General features: G+C 42.4%; 18 protein-coding genes. 5 read left to right on the top strand and 13 right to left on the bottom strand.

Going from position 1 to position 21,191, the window contains the following annotated elements; translation table 11 throughout:
- Positions 1-11: 11 nt before the first annotated feature.
- The 4 genes from L1D51_RS05780 to L1D51_RS05765 form a co-directional block, all read right to left on the bottom strand.
- Complete coding sequence (locus tag L1D51_RS05780; RefSeq protein ID WP_239963179.1) at positions 12-2,906, bottom strand: TonB-dependent receptor; 2,895 nt, start codon at positions 2,904-2,906, stop codon at positions 12-14.
- A 187-nt stretch (positions 2,907-3,093) separates the two neighbouring features.
- Positions 3,094-3,711 (bottom strand): LysE family translocator, encoded by a 618-nt coding sequence (locus tag L1D51_RS05775; protein WP_054562837.1) that lies wholly within the window; start codon positions 3,709-3,711, stop codon positions 3,094-3,096.
- A complete protein-coding gene (locus L1D51_RS05770) occupies positions 3,711-3,890 on the bottom strand; it encodes a DUF4177 domain-containing protein (protein ID WP_054554414.1) in 180 nt (59 codons plus the stop codon). The genes L1D51_RS05775 and L1D51_RS05770 overlap by 1 nt, the downstream gene beginning before the upstream one ends.
- Before the next feature lies 1 nt (position 3,891).
- On the bottom strand, positions 3,892-4,296 hold the full coding sequence (locus tag L1D51_RS05765; RefSeq protein WP_054562838.1) for a DUF3224 domain-containing protein: 405 nt from the start codon (positions 4,294-4,296) through the stop codon (positions 3,892-3,894).
- Positions 4,297-4,373: 77 nt separating this feature from the next.
- Here L1D51_RS05765 and L1D51_RS05760 point away from each other — a divergent pair, with 77 nt between their 5' ends.
- The gene (locus tag L1D51_RS05760) at positions 4,374-6,146 is read left to right on the top strand and encodes an ABC transporter transmembrane domain-containing protein (RefSeq protein WP_239963178.1); all 1,773 of its coding nucleotides are present in this window, start codon (positions 4,374-4,376) and stop codon (positions 6,144-6,146) included.
- A 61-nt stretch (positions 6,147-6,207) separates the two neighbouring features.
- Here the strand turns inward: L1D51_RS05760 and L1D51_RS05755 are convergent, their stop codons facing one another.
- Together L1D51_RS05755 and L1D51_RS05750 are read right to left on the bottom strand one after the other, a co-directional pair.
- On the bottom strand, positions 6,208-6,840 hold the full coding sequence (locus L1D51_RS05755) for a YiaD family glycine zipper/OmpA-like lipoprotein (RefSeq protein ID WP_054562840.1): 633 nt from the start codon (positions 6,838-6,840) through the stop codon (positions 6,208-6,210).
- 80 nt (positions 6,841-6,920) lie between these two features.
- Positions 6,921-7,700, bottom strand: coding sequence for a substrate-binding periplasmic protein (locus tag L1D51_RS05750; protein WP_239963174.1), 780 nt, complete (start codon positions 7,698-7,700; stop codon positions 6,921-6,923).
- A gap of 123 nt (positions 7,701-7,823) precedes the next feature.
- On the opposite strand from L1D51_RS05750, the gene chrA reads away from it, so the two are divergent.
- The gene (gene chrA, locus L1D51_RS05745; RefSeq protein ID WP_239963172.1) at positions 7,824-8,960 is read left to right on the top strand and encodes a chromate efflux transporter; all 1,137 of its coding nucleotides are present in this window, start codon (positions 7,824-7,826) and stop codon (positions 8,958-8,960) included.
- On the opposite strand, the gene L1D51_RS05740 is transcribed toward chrA, so the two are convergent.
- From L1D51_RS05740 to speA, 4 genes are read right to left on the bottom strand one after another with little or no spacing between them, the layout of a single operon-like run.
- Positions 8,957-10,207, bottom strand: coding sequence for a mechanosensitive ion channel family protein (locus L1D51_RS05740; protein ID WP_058586162.1), 1,251 nt, complete (start codon positions 10,205-10,207; stop codon positions 8,957-8,959). The two genes, chrA and L1D51_RS05740, sit on opposite strands and share 4 nt — an antisense overlap.
- Positions 10,204-11,127, bottom strand: coding sequence for a 1-acylglycerol-3-phosphate O-acyltransferase, YihG family (locus L1D51_RS05735; RefSeq protein WP_239963162.1), 924 nt, complete (start codon positions 11,125-11,127; stop codon positions 10,204-10,206). Before L1D51_RS05735 ends, L1D51_RS05740 begins: the two co-directional genes overlap by 4 nt.
- A gap of 28 nt (positions 11,128-11,155) precedes the next feature.
- A complete protein-coding gene (locus tag L1D51_RS05730) occupies positions 11,156-12,034 on the bottom strand; it encodes a 1-acylglycerol-3-phosphate O-acyltransferase, YihG family (protein WP_055020517.1) in 879 nt (292 codons plus the stop codon).
- 21 nt (positions 12,035-12,055) lie between these two features.
- Positions 12,056-13,936, bottom strand: a complete 1,881-nt coding sequence (gene speA, locus L1D51_RS05725) for a biosynthetic arginine decarboxylase (RefSeq protein ID WP_239963160.1) — start codon at positions 13,934-13,936, stop codon at positions 12,056-12,058.
- A gap of 198 nt (positions 13,937-14,134) precedes the next feature.
- Between speA and speE the strand changes: the two genes are divergently transcribed.
- Positions 14,135-14,998, top strand: a complete 864-nt coding sequence (speE, locus tag L1D51_RS05720; RefSeq protein ID WP_054562846.1) for a polyamine aminopropyltransferase — start codon at positions 14,135-14,137, stop codon at positions 14,996-14,998.
- A 56-nt stretch (positions 14,999-15,054) separates the two neighbouring features.
- Here the strand turns inward: speE and L1D51_RS05715 are convergent, their stop codons facing one another.
- The 3 genes from L1D51_RS05715 to L1D51_RS05705 form a co-directional block, all read right to left on the bottom strand.
- Positions 15,055-16,656 (bottom strand): methyl-accepting chemotaxis protein, encoded by a 1,602-nt coding sequence (locus tag L1D51_RS05715; protein ID WP_054562847.1) that lies wholly within the window; start codon positions 16,654-16,656, stop codon positions 15,055-15,057.
- A gap of 74 nt (positions 16,657-16,730) precedes the next feature.
- Positions 16,731-17,960, bottom strand: coding sequence for a hypothetical protein (locus L1D51_RS05710; RefSeq protein WP_055020519.1), 1,230 nt, complete (start codon positions 17,958-17,960; stop codon positions 16,731-16,733).
- Positions 17,947-18,564, bottom strand: a complete 618-nt coding sequence (locus L1D51_RS05705) for a methylamine utilization protein (RefSeq protein ID WP_054562849.1) — start codon at positions 18,562-18,564, stop codon at positions 17,947-17,949. Before L1D51_RS05705 ends, L1D51_RS05710 begins: the two co-directional genes overlap by 14 nt.
- A gap of 160 nt (positions 18,565-18,724) precedes the next feature.
- Between L1D51_RS05705 and L1D51_RS05700 the strand changes: the two genes are divergently transcribed.
- Positions 18,725-20,767: a glycoside hydrolase family 97 protein gene (locus L1D51_RS05700; RefSeq protein ID WP_055198613.1), complete on the top strand. Its 2,043-nt coding sequence runs from the start codon at positions 18,725-18,727 to the stop codon at positions 20,765-20,767.
- Positions 20,768-20,931: 164 nt separating this feature from the next.
- The coding region (locus L1D51_RS05695; protein WP_239963149.1) for a hypothetical protein at positions 20,932-21,191 on the top strand (260 nt) is incomplete at its 3' end.

Below are 21,191 nucleotides of genomic sequence, written 5' to 3'. Positions count from 1 at the left end.
CAACTTACTGATCAATGGTTATAGGTAAAACCTAGATAAAACTGACGACCAAAAAATTGCGTGGTGCCTGTTTTACTGGTTGTTCCAAAGTAGCTTTGTGTTGGTTCATCGGTTAAGTTATTCACTTGTAATAACATGCCGAATGAATCTGTGAACTGATACGACGTTTGGAAATCGACAACCGTTTCTGCATCAAAATTCACCACTTGCTCATTGACAGCAACTTGCTCTGAAACGAAATCATCGCGATAACGCACATTCAAACGTGTTTCAAAGTTTTCATAGCTGTAAAAAAGTGTGCCGTTAAAGACATTGTTTGAAAGGCCAGGCAAGTCTTGCGACACAGAATCACCACCTAAATCGGTAATAGATTGCACCTCACTCTCGGTATACGAGTAACTGGCGTTAATACCTAAACCTTCAAACGGCGAGGGTAAGAAAGAGAAAACTTGCGTATAGGCAAGCTCAATACCACGAATATAACCGCCTTTGGCATTGTTAACCGCAGTTGTGTACACCCCATTTGTGGTTTCGATTTGCTCACCGCTGACAGGGTCAACAATGTATTCTGGTACGTTAAAACCATTACCCTTAAAGTCAAAGTTCTCGATGGCTACCGTATCTATGAATGAGTCGATATTCTTATAAAACGCAGCAACAACCAGTGCACCATCGGTGTCTTCAAAGTATTGCTCGTACGAGATATCGTATTGATCAGCATAGAAAGGTTTTAAGAATGGGTTATTAGTACTTGAACCGTTAATTTCGCCGTCATTGTTAACCGATGCACTGGCATCACCCGCTAAACGGTTAATCGGAGCGCGCGCCATCACTTTTGCCGCAGCAAAACGAATTTGTGTCGCGTCACTCACTTTAAAGTTCAGATTTAATGAAGGCAGGTAGTCTGTGTATTTAATGCCTAACACGCTTGGCGCATAAAGGTCGTTAACAATGCCATTGTCATCAACAATATATTGCGCTCCTAGCTGCGGATCGCCACCGACGTTTTCGAGTACCGTCGCAGACTGATCGGTATCTACTCGGCGAATACCAATATTACCTGTAACGGGTAGAGTGCCAATTTCAGTATCAATGTTAAGCATAAGATAGGCTGACACTACTTCTTCATAGACTGAGCCACTTTGTAACATGGTCCATGAGTAGTTAGTGGTATAGCCTTGCGCATCTGGCTCACCATCACCATCTAAATCCACAACACCATCGGCGTTACCCCAGGTCTGTACTGGCTGCGGAGTTCCATCAGGAAACCATGCGTTGAGTGCTTTATCTAAATCGATCGCTAAATATGATGGGAAATAACTAAACTCACCTTGCCAATCGACTACTGTAGTCATGTCATCAGTAAGACGAAGCGGTGGTTGAGTCGAGGAGAATGCACCATCGTTACCGTATTCAAATACAGAGCGATTATTGCTGTACTCACGGTCTGAATAACGAGCGCCAAATTCAATTGAGCTAAACCAGTTATTCTCTAACTCATACTTAAAATCGAGTCGAAATGCTTTTACTTCATCTTCATTTTCATACGGGTAAATACCGTATTTACTGACCATAACTCGGTCAATATCGCTAAATGCGTCGGCTTGGTTAAAACCTACATCAGGCAAGTTTAAGCCGTTCAATTGATAGTTAAGCGATACATTGGTATCGAACACAGGGTTCTCAACGGTGGCATCTTCTGCTACCAATGCCCACAGTAAACCATTGCGGAAATTACTTTTCGCACGTGATAGCGACACGTCAGCATTGACGTTTAAACGCTCAGTAACTTGCCAATCGGCATTAATGCCATAGCTGTCTACTTCATCAAAGTCTTGGTTATCATCATTAACGATTTCAACACGGGTAAAGCTATTTGATGTGCGGTTAATTGCACCACCAATCACCGCATTACCGTCAAGCACAGGGTTAGCATACACCGCAGACGGACCACCAAACTTAACCCGAAAACCACGGGCAAATGATTCGCTATCAAAACGTGATAAAAACGCATCACCTTTTAGTTTAAAGTTATCGGTTGGCACCCATTCAATTGAGGTTAAATAACCATTACGGGTTTCTTCACCACCTAAGTGCTGAAGCTCAAACCCTTCACTGATGTATTCATTAGCAGGGTTATCTGCAGGGCCATCGGTATCATTTGCTAGCCCATCAACATCTTTATTACCGTTATATGCTAAACCGATAAACTGAGTCGCCACACTTGGTTGGAATAAGCGCGCGTAACCCACTGCGACACCTAGCGTATCGTCAAGAAACTTGCCTTGGTAAGAAAAGCTAATACGGTCGCCATACTCCGTGGCATCAAATACCTCTGAAGCACGGTCGTTATACATACCACGCACATTCGCAGTAAATTTGTGTTGCTGGTCATTATCCAATGGGCTGGCTGTTTGTAGCTCTACCGTACCTGCTACGCCCCCTTCAATAAGTGAGGCCTTAGGCGACTTGTAGACCGCCGCGGAACTGATTAACTCTGACGGGTATTGGTCAAACTCAATACTGCGACTACCACTAGTAGATACTTGCTCTCGACCATTTAATGTCGAAAAAACAAATCCACCAGATAAACCGCGTATGTTGATTTCGGCAGCTTGGCCACCGGTACGTACCGCCGAGATCCCCGGTAGACGTGTTAATGCATCAGCCATAGACACATCAGGTAATGCCCCTAAGTCATCAGCTGATAGTTGCTCAGAGACAGTGTCGCTAAAGCGTTTTTGATTTAATGATTGAATTAAGCTGCGACTAAAGCCGCGCACTTCGATTACTTCTAGCTCAGGATCGATTTCCTTTGCTGATGTGCGTTCTTCTTCCGTCGCCGCTATTGCACTATTTGCAGCCACTAAAGCCAGCATAAGCGCACTTAGCTTGAATTTCCCCATTGGATTTCCACCCTGTTGTCGTTGGAGGTGTTGTATTTGTGGTTATTGTTGTTGTCAAAAAACAACCAATAAAGTGTAACCAAAAGGTAAATATTGTGTGATGAATACGTATGCAATAGGAGGTTGCTGGGGAGAGCAGCGATCACAACCCTTTTTTATTAGTGATGTAATCGCAATATAGAGGGATTTATAGGGTAATAACAACACGAACAGCTAAGGCAATAAAGATCACCCCTAGCAATTTTTCGAGCCATGGATTTGTCTTGGTGAAACCAAAACGCTTTTTTGATATTTCGGTTAACAGTGCAACAAGTAGATACCAGCCTGTATCAAGCACAAATACCGTTAAACACATGATTAAACCAACTTGCAAAGTCAGGTTCTCAGGGTCAATAAATTGCGAAAACAGTGCTAAAAAGAATACCGCAAGTTTTGGGTTTAAAAAGGCAATAGCAAAGCCATCTTGCAGCGCGCTGCGAGGGCTAGGCTTAGTCTGCTCAACATTCAGTGTTTGCGAGCTGGATTTAGCTAACAGAATACGAATACCCAAATATGCGAGATAGGCTGCACCACCATAGACCAGCACTTGATAAAGCGTTGGTAACTGAGTCATCAGCGCACCTAAACCTAGTAACGAGGCACATGCATAAAAGCCAACCCCAATACCGTGGCTCAACGCCGCTAACATGCCGTTCTTCATACCGCCATGTAAGCTGTGTTTTAAAACCACAGCTAAACTCGGCCCCGGCGACATTGCCCCCATCACGCAAATTAAAACTAAACTTAACCACTCAGTTAGTGTCATTATTCGTTATTCTCAATTAGTAATAAAACGGATGTTATCTGACCATAAACCCCAGTGGCAGTGGTGATTGTTTTCACTTGCCAGCCAGCTTGACCTAATTCGAACACCCGTTGATTTAATGCATCAATATCGATACCGCCGAAAAAGCGCTTCTTTTTAAACTCAACTACTTTTTGCATGTTAGTCCATCAGTTGGTATTCAAAGTCATAATGATGAATACCCGATTCAATTCGAATTGCCATTTTACCACAGAGACCTTCAAGCTCTCCTGCGCCAGAGTCAGGCACCACTTCTAAAATCAATCGGTCAGCCCCTTTATCCATAGTGCCAAAATGTTGTAGTACAAAACTGCCTTGCTTACCCTCTAAGCTACCTACGACCTGTTCAATCGCTACATAACCTGCACTGCCCTGAGTTGCAGTCATGGCACTGAGCATTTCGCCTTGGCTTGTTGCCTCTAATGGACCTGAAAACTGTTTATCAATCGACATGCGTCCCAAATTTACGCCATCTTGCCCTGTGGCATAGCCGCCAATTGGGTTTAACTTTACGGTGAATTGACCACTGATCGTTGTAGATTCCATACTAATCCCTTAATAACTGTTGATTTTTAGAGCATTGATAACCATATCTATACCCTATTCACCAACAAGAATCTAGCATGTCTAACAATAAAGAAAAGGCCGCATTTAGTAGCCTGTTACCGATTTTAGCTTTTATAAAACCCTATAAATGGATGGTGTTTGCAGCCCTTGGCGCCTTGCTGCTTACGGCCGGTGTTAACTTGTCACTCGGACAAGGCGTTAAATTTGTTATCGACCATGGCTTTATTGCAGGCTCACAAGCTCAGCTTCAACAAGCGGTGATGGTATTGATTGGTTTAATAAGCTTATTGGCTGTAGGTACTTTTTGTCGCTTTTATTTAATGTCGTGGATTGGTGAGCGAGTCAGTAACGATATCCGTAAAGCCGTGTTTGATCGCATCGTTACATTACACCCAAGCTACTTTGAAGAAAACCGCAGCGGCGAACTGATGTCGCGACTAACCACCGACACCACCTTGTTGCAATCTATCATTGGCTCCTCTTTTTCGATGGCATTACGCAGTAGCTTAATGCTGATTGGTGGCTTGGCTATGCTACTTATCACCAACCTAAAGCTAACTCTTGTGGTTGTTGCCTGCGTACCCGTGGTACTACTGCCGATGATGATTTTTGGCCGAAAAGTGAGAAAGCTGGCTAGCTCAAGCCAAGATGCCATTGCCGATATCAGCACCTATGCTGGTGAGATCATTCAAAATATCAAAGTCGTGCAAAGTTATAGTCACGAAGAACGTGAAAAAGCCGCATTTAGCGAAGAAACCAACAAGGCGTTTCAAGTAGCGAAGAGCCGTATCAAACAGCGCTCGTTTTTGATTGCAGCAGTTATATTTCTGACCTTTAGTGCTATTAGCGTGATGCTGTGGGTCGGTGGCAGCGACGTATTAGCTGGCACCATGACAGGTGGTGAGCTAGGTGCTTTCGTGTTTTATGCGATTATGGTGGCGATGTCTGTAGCAACCGTTGCCGAAGTGTACGGTGAGTTGCAAAGAGCAGCAGGTGCAGCTGCACGATTATTAGAGCTACTCGCCGTTGAAAGCATGATAAAAAGTCCAGATACAAATCATGATGCACAACTTGAGGAAAACAAGCTTAATCACCCTGCTATTCAGTTTAATGATGTGTCTTTTCATTACCCTTCAAGGCCAGATAAAGCCGCTTTAAATGAACTGAATTTACAAGTAAAACAGGGGCAAACTGTTGCAATCGTTGGCCCATCAGGCGCTGGTAAAACAACATTATTTGAATTACTACAGCGCTTTTATGACCCAAGTTCTGGGAGTATTTCGCTGGCAGGAATAAACATAAAAGCACTTTCTCTTGATTGCTTACGCCAGCAAATGGGGATGGTGGCACAAAATCCAATTTTATTTAGCTCAGACGTAATGCATAACATACGTTATGGCAACCCAAGCGCCAGCGACGAGCAAGTATATGCTGCGGCTAAATATGCCCATGCCGATGAGTTTATTAAGCAACTACCAGATGGTTACCACAGCTTTTTAGGGGAGCAAGGTGTTAGGCTCTCAGGTGGGCAAAAACAACGTATAGTACTAGCGCGCGCAATATTAAAAGACCCTGCCATTTTATTGCTTGATGAAGCAACCAGTGCACTCGACGCACAAAGTGAGTTTCATGTACAAGCTGCCCTTGAGCATTTAATGAAAGACAGAACAACACTGATTATTGCCCATCGTTTAGCCACGGTTAAACACGCCGATGTGATTGTCGTGATGGATAAAGGAGAAATTATTGCAACGGGTACGCATCAGCAATTGTTTGAGACTAACCCATTGTATAAACAATTGTGCGAATTACAGTTTAATCGAGATTAAGAAGGGAAATGTCAGGTTTGAAAGGGCATATCAAACCTGACCACAAATCTAGATATAAAATCTAACCTTGCGTATTCGGTACGATCTGAATTTCTACGCGGCGGTTTAAAGCTCGGCCATTTGCTGAGTCATTGCTCGCCACAGGACGTGTTTCACCATAGCCTCGCGTGCTGATACGTGCAGACATAATCTGATGATTAACTAAGTAATCTTTTACGCTTTGCGCACGTTGTTGAGATAACGTCATATTGTAGCTATCTTTACCTGTGCTGTCGGTATGACCTTCAACGCTTAAGTAGGTTTTTTCGTATTTGTTCATTACCTTAGCAATTGCGTCTAGGGTGCTATGAAAGCCAGACGAAATATAAGATTGATCAGTTGCAAAGGTAATATTTGATGGCATCACTAGACGAATATTGTCGCCTTCACGAACCACTTCAACACCTGAACCTGCTAGCTCATCGCGAAATGCTTCTTCTTGCTTATCCATATAATCGCCAACGGCTGCACCTGCTAATGCACCAATAGCCGCACCAATAAAAATACGTTTATCGTCATGGTCACCCGTTGCTTTACCTAGTACTGCACCTGTAGCAGCACCAATCGCAGCGCCTTTACCTGTATTCGTAGTCTCACAACCTGTTAATAGAACGGCTAATACGCCCACTGTTAAAACTGATTTTGTAAAAGTCATGTATCTCTCCATGGCAATTATTCAAATTGAATTGTTAACAATTATGAATGAACGTCTATGAACAAACTATGAAGAATGGGTTACTTATCGATTGCTACAGCAGTAACCGGAGGTAAGTTATAACTTTTGACCAATTCTGTTAAACGGCCATTGAGGACTAGCGTATTGAGGCGGTCTTGAATTTTTTCGGCTAAACCCGAGCTTGCAAACTGTTTACTTAGGGCAATGTGACCATAAATAACATCTTTATAGCGATAAGGCATTTTTACGATATCTTGCGAAGGTCGCTGCAAAAACACTGAGGCATGATCAGCTGTGGTTTCAACAGCAATTACCAACTCAACGCGGCCCTTTAATAACATATCAAAAGCATTATGTTCGCTTAACGCTTCGACTTTGGTGAGTGTTTTATCGCTATCAAAACGAGGAAAGTGCGCAGCGCCTCGCATTACCGCAATACGCTTACCGACTAGGTCTTGATAATTGTTTATTTTAAGCTCGCTATCGGCTCTGGCATAAAACACAAAAGAAGATGACAGCATCATGTATGGTGGAGTAAGAAACTGCATTTTTTGCTCACGCGCTTCTGTGAGAATAAGCCCGCCCATTACATCTAGCTCATTTTGCTCGAGCATTTTTAAACAACGAGAAAACGGGCAAGCGACATACTCAAGCTTAATTGGCAAGGTACGCTGCATTTCACGCATAATATCCACTATTGCACCACTGACTCTACCATCTTCAGAGACCATGCCATAAGGAGGAGCATGATCAACAGCCACCACAACTTTCTCAAAAGAGGTTGCAAGTGCAAAGCTACTGCAAAGTAATAACAATAAACTGGTAATATAGCGTTTCATAGTGATACTCATAACTACGTTCACTCGTTCTCTATATTGTAGACGGCCTTGTGTCATAAAAACCACAAAAATGTCATACAATTTTGTCATAATAGAAACAATCATCCTGTAACGGCAACAGTAATGTTATTTATCATCTTTAAACAATTCTTTTTATTAGGCTGTATGAGCTTTGGCGGCCCTGCGGCACACCTTGGTTATTTTAAGCGCCACTTTGTTGATAACTTAAAATGGCTCACTGCTGAGCGCTATGCGCAATTGATAAGCCTAAGCCAAGCATTACCAGGCCCTGGTTCAAGCCAAGTTAGCTTTGCTATGGGGGTTGAAAAAGGAGGAGTACTGGGAGGCCTGTGTGCATTTGTTGGCTTTACCCTGCCCTCATTTTTAATTATGTTTTTTTTGGCTCTTAGTGCTCACCAATTTGGTGATATTTACTTTGCGGTAATTGCCGGGCTTAAACTCTTTGCTGTGGTGATTGTTGCGGATGCGACCTACAGTATGGCAATGAGCTTTTGCAAAAACCACTTACACAAGCTAATCGCGGTATTGAGCACGATTGCACTGATTGTATTCTCACAGTTATCGAGTCAAATTTTAGTACTGATTGCGGCTGCGGCCATAGGTTGGTTTTATCCTCAGCTTAAACTGCCAGAGAACCAAGAACATAAACCTGTGAAAATTGCTTGGTTACCGCTTTTTTTATTTACAGTCTTGTTACTGATCAGCTTTTTACCTTTAGGCGAAGGGTTTTCTTTGTTTGCCCCATTTTACCAAACTGGCGCTATGGTCTTTGGTGGCGGCCACGTTGTGTTACCCATTTTACAAGCTGGCGTGCCAAGCCTTGAAACCGAGCAGTTTTTATCAGCTTATGCCAGTGCTCAGGCCATACCTGGACCGATGTTCACAATAGCCACATACTTAGGCGCACAAGTATCGCCGAATACACCACTTTTAGGTGCCATTGTCGCGACCATCATGATTTTCTTACCGGGCTTTTTATTGATGCTAGCCTTTATGAAAAGCTGGCTACAACTGGCTGATAAGCCTCGCTTTGCGGGCAGTATTGCAGCGCTAAATGCGGCTGTTGTGGGTTTTTTAGCTGCCGCCCTTTATTCACCTATTTGGCAATCGGCGGTACAAAATTTGTGGCAAGTAGCTTTAGTCATTGCAGCATTTACGTGGCTAAGAATGGCAAAGCCACCTATTTGGTGGCTATTGTTAGCCTTTATTACACTAAGCGCGTTAGTTAGTCAGTTTTAAGTTTTTTCACGCACAGGGTTAGCAACCTTAATACTTGGTTTTAACCCTGTTTGGGCTTCGCTTGTACTTAACTGCCCAGTAACACTTTGATATGGTCTGAGTCCAAAGATTGGCAACACAGCAAGCAGGTGATCCATAATCTCTGCTTGCAAGTGCTCGTATGAAATCCAGCGCTTATCTTCACTAAAGCAGTAAAACTCAATAGGTAAGCCGTGATTCATCGGCTGTAGCTCACGTACCATTAAGGTCAAATCACGATTAATTTTTTCATGTTGTTTTAAGTAACCTTCAGCATAACGACGGAACAAGCCAAGGTTTGTCACCGGATCGGGCAAGCTTGAAACACGAATATAGTCGTTAAGTGGAATAGCAGCATCAATTTGCTCTCGAAACGCATCATCAACCAAACGAATACTGTTCATATCAATGTTTAAAGCACGCTTGATACGACGACCACCAGACTCTTGCATGCCACGCCAGTTTTTAAATGACCCAGCAACCAGCATATAAGTCGGAATGGTTGTAATGGTGTTATCCCAGTTACGTACTTTTACCGTATTTAAGCCAAGGTCGATAACCTCGCCATCCGCCCCATAGCTATCCACTTGGATCCAATCGCCATATGTCACTAATCGGTTAGCTGCAATTTGAATACTGGCGACAAATCCCAAAATGGTGTCTTTAAATACGAGTAAGGTCACCGCCGCTATCGCACCAAAGCCAGACAAAATATAAGTTGGCGACTTCTCTAGCAAAATGCTCACAATGAGAATGGCGCAAACCATAAAGGTGATAAGTTTTACAACTTGGATCAAACCCTGAATCGGAATATCGCGGGCAAAATCAAGTTGGTTATAAATGCCACCAGCAATGCTCACCACACTACTTAAAATGAAGCCACCATAAATGATCAATGCAACTTGACCTACGGTTTTAAGTACCAACGCAGCGACATCATGAACTGGATATACATAATCAAAGGTTGCCAAATACAGTACGCAGCACAATATCCCCGCAAAACGACGATTCAGTTTATTGAGCATTGGAGTAAGCGCACCTATGCGCTCTGGAGACAGGCGTGTAACAACCTTTTGAATACCCGGCAACAGCAGTCGACGGGTAAACATATAAATTAATAGTAATGAACCAACGCCAATCGCTGTAGCCGTTAATGCACTTAACAGCGCCGCGTCTGGCATTGATTCAAACCAAGGCATCACCAGCTCTTGCAGGTGAGTTTGCTTCATGGTGCTTCAACCTCTTTATTGATGTTGGCAAGGTACTCAGCTTGTTGGGCTTGATGATAAGTTAGTAGCTGAGCATCTTTTTGCAACCATAACTCATTAATATGTTGTTGAAAAGCCGTTCTAAATGCGCGGTCATTCTGATAATCACCAATCATCTCTGCGCTAATTGCTTGTACGTGCATTTCAACTTTGATCACATTAAGGCGGCCACGCATCAGGTTACGGCAAATATGATCGCCCTCGCCTTGGTAAATAATCGAGGTATTTAATAATGCATCAAACTGTTCGCCTAACACCTCAAGGGCAAATGCAATACCGCCCGCTTTAGGTTTTAAAAGATAAGTAAACGGACTATTTTGTTTTTTGTGTTTTTGGCACGTAAAGCGCGTACCTTCAACAAAGTTGATAATGGTTGTCGGGTGATTACGGAAGTCGCGGCAACTGCGCTTAGTGCGCTCAACATCGAGACCTTTCAGCTTAGGGTTTTTTGCCAGCTGTGCTTTGCTAACACGTTTCATGAAAGGCATACCCATGGCCCACGCGCCGGTGCCAATGAATGGCACATACTTCAGCTCATCTTTTAAAAAGAACTTTGGCGCGGGTAAAACATCAATCGCACTTAGAACAACAATGTCTAACCAACTCATGTGATTAGAGATAAGTAGGTACCAACCATCTGTACTGACTTTGCCTTTAATATCAATATCGATTGTGGGGCAACCTAACCACAAAGCCAAGCGGTTACCTTTACACCAACCGCGATAGGCCGCATGAAGAATGTCGCTAACCACTTTAAATGGCAGTATTAATTTAAGCACACCAAAGAGCAGCACAAGCGTGCCCCAAATAATTACATTAGCAAACAAGACAATGCTAACTAGAACGCCTGTTAACCAATTTGGTAAAAATTTCTTTAACATAAGTGTGCTCTCGACTGCATTAGCAATACTACTGCGTTTTTGCTTCTAACTCGGCTAGCTGCTGGTTTTTTTCATTCCAAATGCGGTTTAATTCAGCTTGAAAGTTAACTCTAAACTCAGCATCACCGGTGTAATCACCGATTAAATTAGGGCTTACTTCCATCACCTCGACTCGCACTTCGACTTCTTTTACACGACCACTGGCAAAGTCTACAAAGCTAGGAATACCACCAGGGTAATGAATAGTGACATTGACCACTTTGGAAATTTGCTCACCCATTGCTTGCATAACAAACGCAACACCACCCGCTTTTGGCTTTAATAAGTGCTCAAAAGGACTATTTTGGCGCGAGTGCTTTTGCGGTGTAAAACGCGTACCTTCAACAAAGTTAACGATACTTACTGGCATTTCTTTGAATTTTTCACAAGCTTTGCGCGTTGTTTCTAAGTCTTTACCACGCAATTTAGGGTTTTTCTTTAACTGAGCTTTACTCGTGCGAGTCATAAATGGAAAATCCAATGCCCACCAAGCAAGACCTAAAAAAGGAACGTAGATCAGTTCTTTTTTCAAGAAAAAGTTTAAAAACGGTATGCGGCGATTAAACACGCGTTGCATTACAACGATATCTACCCAGCTTTGATGATTTGCGATCACCAAGTACCAGTCTTTCGCTTTTAGTTGCTCAAGACCTGTCACGTTTAGCTTATATGAAGCAAATATGTTTTGGTTGATGCTGTTGCAACTCACCCACATAGTGGCGCATTGCTTAGCTATCCAACTCATTGCTTTTTGTAGAGGTTTAATTGGGATCAGTTTAATCACGCCACAAATAAAGATGGGCACAAACCAAAAAAGTGTATTGAGGGTGTAAAATATAAAACTGAACACACAACGGATCATGGACATTACTACTTATTCCTTTAATGCTTAATCTTCAAAATACGTATAGCCAGCAAGGCCTGCATTTAGTTCTGACAAATATTGTGCCTTAGATTGCTCATCAATTGCCAGTGAGTTAACCCGTTTTGCAAAGTTTTCAGCAAGAATGTCGCTATCATAATCAACAAACTTTAATACGTCCTTAACGCTGTCGCCTTTAATTGCGTTAGTCAGCTGGTAACCCGCTTCAGTAAGCTCAACATGCACTGAATCTGTGTCGCCAAATAGGTTATGTAAATCACCTAAAATTTCTTGATACGCGCCCACTAAGAACATGGCAATGTGGTATTGCTGACCTTGCTTGTACTCAGGAATAGGTAAACTACTCTCAATACCTGTACCTTCAACATAGTTACGAATTTGTCCATCAGAGTCACAGGTAATGTCTTGAATAATAGCGCGTTGCGTTAATGGCTGATGAAGGTTTTCTACTGGCATCACAGGGAAAAGTTGCTGAATACCCCAAACATCTGGCAGTGATTGGAATAATGAGAAATTAACGAATAGCTTATCGGCCAGCTTTTCGTTTAAATCATCTAACACTTCACGGTGGGCACGGGCATTCTCGCTGAGAGATGCTCGAACACGGTGTAAAATGGTGAAATACAGCTGCTCGAGCTTTGCCCATTCAAGCATAGTGAGTAGGCCATGCACATATTGGTCATGGGCTTCACTAAATAGATGCATTGCATCATGATAAATTTCTAGTGCCATTCGCGGCGTTAAACGCTGTAAGCACTGCCACATTTCATCTAACACTAATACGCTGTCAGCCTCAGGCGCCGTTGGATTCGCATGGTTAGGTGCACGCTCAACATCAATAACATCTGTAATTAATACTGCGTGGTGCGCAGTTAACGCACGGCCAGATTCAGTAATAATGGCTGGGTGCTTAAGAGCATGTTGTTGGCATACTTCAGCAAATGCATTCACTACATTACGTGCATATTCATCAACACTGTAGTTCATTGAACACGAACTACGTGAACCAGACCCTTCATAGTCAACACCTAAACCACCACCAACATCAACTGTATTTAGTGGTACGCCTAACTGCGTTAACTCTGCAAAATGGCGGGCACATTCACGCAGTGCTCGATGAATATCACGGATATTGGCAATTTGAGAGCCGATATGAAAATGCACAAGTTGCATTAAATGGAGTTTATTACGTGACTTAAGTAGCTCAACCGCAGAAAGTACTTGGCCTGCAGTTAAACCAAATTTGCCTTTTTCACCACCGGTGTTTTGCCATTTACCTTTACCTACCGAGTTTAAGCGAATGCGAATACCGATTGATGGCTCAATACCTAAGTCATCAATTTCAGCCAATAAGGTGGTTAGTTCAGACAGTTTTTCTACAACAATATGAACCTTATGGCCCATGCCTTGACCGATACAGGCTAAACGTAAAAACTCACTGTCTTTGTAGCCATTACAAACAATGGTAATTGGCTCTTGTGCTACACCTAAAATCGCCATAAGTTCAGGCTTTGAGCCGGCTTCAAGGCCGACTAAACCACTTGGATGAGCAAGTAGTTTACTAACCACAGAGCGCTGCTGATTAACCTTGATTGGGTAAACACAGGTATAACTACCTTGGTATTCACGGGCATTACAGGCTTTGGTAAAAGCACTCGTTAGGGTATCAACACGATTTTGTAAAATGTCAGTAAAGCGTACTAGTACAGGTAAAGTAAGACCTTGCTTTTTGAATTGCTCGGTTAGTTCAGATAAAGACACCGCAGCTTTTGTTTGATCGCCATCAGGGTAAGCCACCAGCTCACCTTGTGCGTTAATGTCAAAGTAACCGTCACTCCAATGAGCAACATTGTATGTATCGCGTGCTTTGTCTAAACCCCAAGTCATGGCAATATCTTCTGTAATTTCATTAAATATAAACGCACATTTTAATACGCTAGGGCTGACCACGCTAACAAAAATTGCGCTATATGCCAAAGTGATAAAAAATATTCGCTATACTGATTAAAATTTGATTGAGCAATTGGTCAAGCACTGGCAAAATTGCCCCCCTTTTTTACCATTAACCAAAAGTGTATAAGCAAGATGGCTAATTTAGATCAAAACAACTGGTTCACTGAAATTAGTGACCGTGATGGTAGTGCCTTTTCATTACGCATTACTAAAAAGCTTGATGAACAGCAATCGCCATTTCAAAAAGTAGAAATGTACGAAACAACTGACTTCGGTAATCTGATGATTATTGACGGTTGTACTATGGTAAGTAGCCGTGAAAACTTTTTTTATCACGAGATGATCAGCCATCCGGCATTGCTTGCACACCCAAATCCAAAAAATGTTGTGATCATTGGTGGTGGTGACTGCGGTACTTTACGCGAAGTTTTAAAACACCCAGGTGTTGAGAGCGTAACGCAAATTGATATCGACGAAGTCGTGACACAAATGTCACTTAAATACTTCCCTGAGCTGTGTGAATCAAACCAAGATCCTCGTGCAACAGTGATGTTTGACGACGGCATCAAGTACATGCGTGAAGCAGCGCCAGAATCAATAGATGTAGTAATTGTTGATGGTACAGATCCAGTTGGTCCGGGCGAAGGTTTATTCAACCACGCTTTCTATACTAGCTGTTTAACTGCACTTCGCCCGGGTGGCATCTTAATTCAGCAAAGTGAATCACCACTTATGCATATGCCACTATTAGTAGAAATGCGTGATGCAATGACAGAAGTGGGTTTTGTTGACCTACAAACGCTGCCTTTCCCACAGCCAATTTACCCAAGCGGTTTATGGTCAGTCACCCTTGCTCGTAAGTCAGAAGCATTCGCAGGGTTTCGTGAAGATGATGCAAATACACTTGCGCAAAGCACAGAATACTATAATGCAGGTATTCACCACGGCGCATTAGCGACACCAAATTATATGAAGCGTGCTTTTGAGAAAAAGTAAGCGTTTTAGCTAGATGTAAAAAAGGGCTCATTGAGCCCTTTTTTGTTGGTTTATAATTAGACTTTAAATCGATTCACTAAATGATTGAGCTCATCAGTGAGTTGATTCATACGATTAGCCACTTCTTGTGTTGAACTTGCTAAGCCGCCCCCTTGTTGGGTTTGGTCATTTAAGTCTGATAAATTTTGGCTAATTTCATCTGCTACAGCAGTTTGCTCTTCAGTCGCTTGCGCTGTCTGCATCGCCATATCATTTACCTTAACTGATGACTCTTGCATTGAGTTAAGCACATCATTGGTTTGTGTGAATGACTCAACCGCTTCATCGGCATATTGCTTACCACTGTTAATAGCTTGCAGTGACTGCTCAACGCTGGTTGCAAACTGCTCCACCATAGTTTGAATATCATTAGTGCTATCTTGCGTGCGAGTCGCAAGGGTACGAACCTCATCAGCTACTACCGCAAAACCTCGCCCTTGTTCTCCGGCGCGGGCCGCTTCAATTGCTGCATTCAGTGCAAGTAGGTTAGTTTGCTCGGCAATAGCACGAATAACTTCAAGCACTTTAGCAATGTTGTCTGAGCTTTGTTGCAACTCAGTTGAACGCTGGCTGGCATGCTCCATGTTGTCTGATAGCGCAATAATTTTACGGCTTGAATTATCAACCGCAGCTAAACCTTGTTTAGCTAGCTGTTGTGAATTATCGGCTTCGTGAGATGAGTTTTGCGCCACATTAGCTACTTCGCGACTTGCTACACTCATTTCATGTACAGCACTGACTATAGACTCAGATGCTTGGCTAAGCTTTTGGTTAACTTGATGGTTTTGATTTGCAAAGTTATCTAAATCGTTGCCTAGATTATGTAGCTCTTTCGCTTGCTCTAAAATATCTTTGATTAACTGCTGCAGATTATCTAAAAAGCGATTAAATGCAGTTGCTAACTCGGCAAATTCATCTTGTGTTTTAACATTGATACGACCTGTTAAATCACCATCTCCAGAGGCTATCTCGTTAATCCGCTCTGTGACAAAGTTAATTTGTTTTGTAAGCTGGCGCGGCACAAAATAACTAAACCAACCAGCAACAGCTAAAACCACAGCAATCATCACCATAAGCATCACTTTAAAGCCTATTACTTTATCCATCAGCTTTTCTGTCTCTGCTTGAGAGGTTTTGTCTGCCGCTTCTCCGGCTTTATCTAAAATATCACGTAGTGCTGAAAAGCTTTGCTCAGACGCTTGTTTTTGTGAAGCATTTGCTGGGTTATTAATATGAGCTGTTGATGCTGCATACCAAGCGTCAAATGCGCTATCAAAGTTACGAAACTGACCAGTCACCTCAGAATATGGCGACATATAAGATAAATATTGCTTGAAACGGTCTTTAACCTGTTCGGCATTCTCTTGATGGTCAGTAAGTTGGCCTTTATCCCCTTTCATTAGGGTAACGAGTTGCAGCTCTGCGACTTTAGCTTGGTATAGGTCTCGGTCAGCATTAACAACCACAGAGACCGCATTTAAGAAGCGTTCTGACTGTGCATCAATCGCTTCTTTTTGAAGGTTAATTAGATAGGTATAGCCAGCAATTAAAATGACGATAGCAATGCCGAGTAGCACAATAGGCAAAGAACTTTTGACGCGAATGCTTTGTAACTTCATACATTATCCTAATTTAAATTCTAATCAGCACGTTCATTAGAATGTTAGTAGAAAAACTGAAAAAGTGTATGAAATTAAAAGTGCCAGCTCGCTGAAAGTTGTAATTGCTGCTGCGAGTTATGCTCATTAAATCCCATACCAGGTCTATTTTGAGCGTCACTGCTCAGCACTGAATATTCAGCACCTACTTGCCACTTGGTCGACAGTTGATAACGCCAACTTGCGGTTAAAGCTTCTCCACGACTTTGATTAGGATCAAATTGCCAATCATCATGATCGCTAACCTTAAAATAATCATACCTAATTGTGAGACGATGCTGGTCCAACTTGTGACTTAATAGAACAAAATGACTATAAAAATCATTGTCTACCCCACGATTTGTACCCATCGCAGTTTTACCATCAAGGATCTGAACAATAATGCGGGTTTGCTTATTAAACTTATATAACCATGCCGCGCTTAAAAAACGTGTATCCCACGCATATTGACCAGTACGGGTATTCAACGCACCTGGATCGCCATTGTTGTCATAATAATAAACACGTAATTGCGATTTTTTTTGATAATCCCAATGTGCACCGACGTAATAACCAAAGCGCCCATCGACTTCTTCGAAAGGCTCAACATACTCAGCTTGCTTATCTAACTGCGTCCACTCAAAAGAATGTGGAATAGCAAAATCGATTTGTTCATTGAATGTGGTTTGCCTGTCATGCATAGCGAACCCTCGCCATGACAAGAGTGTTCCAGCTGGATCGTTACCTTTAAAAACCGCAGCAAAGCCTTCAAAGCTATGGTTACTTCTAAATTTTCTACCTGGGCGCTTGATGTTTGCCTCTAAACCAAAGGCCCGCACCTCTTCGCCAATCCAGCTATTAATCGCAGAATTAGTGTAGTTATAAGGTGACATCCAACCACTTTGTGGGTTTTCAAGTGACATTTTTGGATAAAAGCCACCCGCTTTAACAGCCCATTTGTAACGACTTGCAGTGAGCGGTTGATATTGTAAATAAGCCTGAGTAAAACCGACTGTTAGTTCAGGATCAGGATGGGCGTTAAGCACTGTATGCGCAGACCAATCACTCGTTAACTCAAAACGACTACTCAGCATAGCTTGGGATATCACAACACCATCATGCTCTTGGTCATAACGGTATAAGCCAATTCCTTTGCGCTGATAGCTCGCTAGTTGGTCACCACGCACAGCCGAAACAGTTACCAGCCCATCATGCTCAGCAAATGCCACTGCAGGCAACCCAAAAACACTCGCCAGTGCTAAAGCTTGCCATTTATTCATAATCATCAAACTCGTCACTGCTTAATTCTAGTTTTGGTAATAAGGCTTGTTTTAGCTGGTAGCTCAATGACTTTGCATTGTTAGTCATATCGATGGTTTCTGGTGTGCTGATATCATTAAAGCGGTCATGCCAAACAGCCAAAGTAAACTTACCTTCTGGTAAGCTTAACTCAACCATACCTTGCTCATCTGTTTGCCCATAAATACCCCCATCTACAACCACAATGTAACCCAGCATCCAGTCATGAATGTTACAGCCAAGCTCAACAACCCCCGATTGTGCAAAGTTAATCGGTTTTTCTGGTTTATCGTGGTAAAGCTTTAACTCAAATTGCTTTGCTTTAGAAAATGAATAAACGTGGTGCATGATTGAATCAAGGTTTGGAAACTCAACATTAGCCCCTTGTGGCACTGCCAACACATGAGGCACAAAGGCACGTTTTTTTTGGCTCATCGTGTAATGACTATCAAGAGATGTGAGTTGTTTTGAGCCTTTAAGCCAAACCACTGCATTTTTGACAGGTTGATTCTGCTTATCAACTATCTGTATTTGCTGTGCCAATAAACATTGACTAAACAATAGTAGTAGCAACAAAGTTATTCTTGTCATTTTGCTAAACCTTTTTAGGTGCTGGGCTGGATATCGCCGCGTTCACTTTGTTGAATACGTATGCAGATCTCTCGTATTAACCAGCAAGTCACTTTATGCTTTAAGGATATATGTGAATACATGACAACAATCCATAACCATAAGCCGCCAAGGAACAACAATGCGATTAACTGCCTTAATGTTAGCAGCCTTTTCAGGTACTTGCCTAGCACAAACCACAACCGTCAGTTCACCTGATGGGCAGATCAAAGTAACTATCTCAGATGAGCAACACACACCTAGCTACGAAATCAGCTTTGCCGGTAAACAAGTCATTGCTAACTCTTCGTTAGGCCTTGTTTTTAAACAACAACCAGCAATGAGTGAAGGTTATAAAATTAGCAGCCAAACCACTGATTCGGTAAAAAGCAGCTGGGAGCAACCTTGGGGTGAACGCCAAACTGTGGTTGATAACCATAACGAAGTCGCTGTTACCTTTAAAAAACCACAACCACAAGGTGGCACATTTACGGTACGTTTTCGTGCTTTTAATGATGGTGTAGGCTTTCGATACGAATTACCAAAACAAGCTGGCTATGATGATGTAGAAATCACTAAAGAGCTTACAGAGTTTGCTATTACAGATTCATCAGATGCAACAGCTTGGTGGATCCCCGCTCGTGGTTGGAACCGTTATGAATATGTTTATAACACCACCCCACTTCATAAAGCAGCACTTGTGCACACACCATTTACTATAAAAAATAAAGAGGGTGTGCATATCAGTATTCACGAAGCTGCCCTTGTTGATTATGCAGGCATGGTTTTAAATCAACGTCGTGATGGTACCTTCCAAGCCGATCTAACACCTTGGTCAGACGGTGTAGCGGTCAAAAAACAAGGCGCATTTAATACTCCTTGGCGTACAATTCAAATTGGTGATGAAGCCGTTGATTTAATCAACTCAGATATCATCTTAAACTTAAACGAACCAAATAAACTGGGTGATGTATCTTGGGTAAAACCCGGTAAATACGTAGGTATTTGGTGGGGTATGCACATCAATGAAAATACTTGGGGTAGCGGTAAAATTCATGGAGCAACCACTGCAAACACTAAGTATTACATGGACTTCGCTGCTAAATATGGCTTCGATGGCGTGTTAGTTGAAGGCTGGAATATTGGCTGGGATGGCGACTGGTTTTTTAACGGTGACGTATTTAGCTTCACACAACCTTACGACGACTTTGATATTGAAGAGCTGACACGTTACGGCAAAGAAAAAGGCGTACAATTAATTGGTCACCACGAAACTTCGGGCAACGTGACCAACTACCGTAACCAAATGGAAGATGCATTTGCGTTATACGAAAAATCAAATGTAAGCCAAGTTAAAACAGGTTATGTCGCCGACGGTGGTAACATCAAGCGTATCGATGAAAACGGCATTGTACGCAAAGAATGGCACGATGGTCAGTTCATGGTTAATGAATACCTACACAACGTAAAACTAGCTGCAAAGCATAAAATTAGTATCAACACACATGAGCCTGTGAAAGATACCGGCCTACGTCGTACATACCCGAACTGGATTGCTCGTGAAGGTGCCCGTGGTCAAGAATTTAACGCATGGGGTACACCACCGAACCCACCAGAGCATATTCCTATGCTAGCTTTCACCCGTATGCTTGCAGGCCCAATGGATTTTACGCCAGGTATTTTTGATATGGGCTTTAACGGTTTAGGTGCTGATACCAACCGCCCACAAACAACCCTAGCGAAGCAATTAGCGCTATACGTTGTAATGTACAGCCCAATTCAAATGGCGGCAGATTTACCACGTAACTACTTAGCGAAGCCAGATGCATTCCAGTTTATTCAGGATGTACCAACTGATTGGCAACAAAGTATTGCACTACAAGGTGAAGTTGGCGATTACGTTGTGTTTGCACGTAAAGAACGCAAGCGTGATCAATACTCAGGTAACGACTGGTATCTAGGTGCTGTTACAGACGAAAAAGCTCGCACTTTAGAAGTGAAGTTAGACTTCTTAGATAAAGGTAAAAAGTTTGAAGCGCAAATCTACCGTGACGGTGACAAAGCCGAATGGGTAAATAACCCTTACGACTTAAAAGTAGAAAAACGCATTGTTACTGCTGATGATAAGCTAACGTTAAAGCTTGCCACCAGCGGCGGCACAGCGATTCGATTTAAAGCAATCTAAGCTAAAAGTTGTAAGTTTTAAGCTTCAAGAAAAAAGAGCGCGGCATTTGATGTCGCGCTTTTTTATTGTTTTGAGAAATAGGAGGACGAGTATTGGCTATGGTTACTTGCAAATCACCTTTCTCAAAGGTAAATTTTTTGAATGATTACTCAGGTAAGTAAAGAATGGACCCTTTAGAAAGACTTGCACAGAGAAATACCGCACATAAAACAGCTCGAAAAAAAGAAAAGCGTGAATTACTTTGGCATATTCCGATCACTGTAATCAGTATTTTGACTTATATGTCTATTTACATCTTTTTAGTGACTGACGACATAAATCCGAATGATTTGCCAATAACTGTAAAGCCAGTATGGGTGGTTTCAAATCTACTAACTCTAGGGCTAGGTGCCACGCTCTTTGTAAGCAGTATTGCGTTTTTAGT

Source organism: Pseudoalteromonas shioyasakiensis (assembly GCF_022398475.1).
Classification (GTDB): Bacteria; Pseudomonadota; Gammaproteobacteria; order Enterobacterales; family Alteromonadaceae; genus Pseudoalteromonas.
This window is presented reverse-complemented; position numbering and strand designations above follow the sequence as displayed.

What these genes read in the sequence shown, in the direction of transcription:
- L1D51_RS05780 (WP_239963179.1), bottom strand. Translation starts at nt 2,906, where the DNA reads ATGGGGAAATTCAAGCTAAGTGCGCTTATGCTGGCTTTAGTGGCTGCA.
- L1D51_RS05775 (WP_054562837.1), bottom strand. Translation starts at nt 3,711, where the DNA reads ATGACACTAACTGAGTGGTTAAGTTTAGTTTTAATTTGCGTGATGGGG.
- L1D51_RS05770 (WP_054554414.1), bottom strand. Translation starts at nt 3,890, where the DNA reads ATGCAAAAAGTAGTTGAGTTTAAAAAGAAGCGCTTTTTCGGCGGTATC.
- L1D51_RS05765 (WP_054562838.1), bottom strand. Translation starts at nt 4,296, where the DNA reads ATGGAATCTACAACGATCAGTGGTCAATTCACCGTAAAGTTAAACCCA.
- L1D51_RS05760 (WP_239963178.1), top strand. Translation starts at nt 4,374, where the DNA reads ATGTCTAACAATAAAGAAAAGGCCGCATTTAGTAGCCTGTTACCGATT.
- L1D51_RS05755 (WP_054562840.1), bottom strand. Translation starts at nt 6,840, where the DNA reads ATGACTTTTACAAAATCAGTTTTAACAGTGGGCGTATTAGCCGTTCTA.
- L1D51_RS05750 (WP_239963174.1), bottom strand. Translation starts at nt 7,700, where the DNA reads ATGAAACGCTATATTACCAGTTTATTGTTATTACTTTGCAGTAGCTTT.
- chrA (WP_239963172.1), top strand. Translation starts at nt 7,824, where the DNA reads ATGTTATTTATCATCTTTAAACAATTCTTTTTATTAGGCTGTATGAGC.
- L1D51_RS05740 (WP_058586162.1), bottom strand. Translation starts at nt 10,207, where the DNA reads ATGAAGCAAACTCACCTGCAAGAGCTGGTGATGCCTTGGTTTGAATCA.
- L1D51_RS05735 (WP_239963162.1), bottom strand. Translation starts at nt 11,127, where the DNA reads ATGTTAAAGAAATTTTTACCAAATTGGTTAACAGGCGTTCTAGTTAGC.
- L1D51_RS05730 (WP_055020517.1), bottom strand. Translation starts at nt 12,034, where the DNA reads ATGTCCATGATCCGTTGTGTGTTCAGTTTTATATTTTACACCCTCAAT.
- speA (WP_239963160.1), bottom strand. Translation starts at nt 13,936, where the DNA reads ATGACTTGGGGTTTAGACAAAGCACGCGATACATACAATGTTGCTCAT.
- speE (WP_054562846.1), top strand. Translation starts at nt 14,135, where the DNA reads ATGGCTAATTTAGATCAAAACAACTGGTTCACTGAAATTAGTGACCGT.
- L1D51_RS05715 (WP_054562847.1), bottom strand. Translation starts at nt 16,656, where the DNA reads ATGAAGTTACAAAGCATTCGCGTCAAAAGTTCTTTGCCTATTGTGCTA.
- L1D51_RS05710 (WP_055020519.1), bottom strand. Translation starts at nt 17,960, where the DNA reads ATGATTATGAATAAATGGCAAGCTTTAGCACTGGCGAGTGTTTTTGGG.
- L1D51_RS05705 (WP_054562849.1), bottom strand. Translation starts at nt 18,564, where the DNA reads ATGACAAGAATAACTTTGTTGCTACTACTATTGTTTAGTCAATGTTTA.
- L1D51_RS05700 (WP_055198613.1), top strand. Translation starts at nt 18,725, where the DNA reads ATGCGATTAACTGCCTTAATGTTAGCAGCCTTTTCAGGTACTTGCCTA.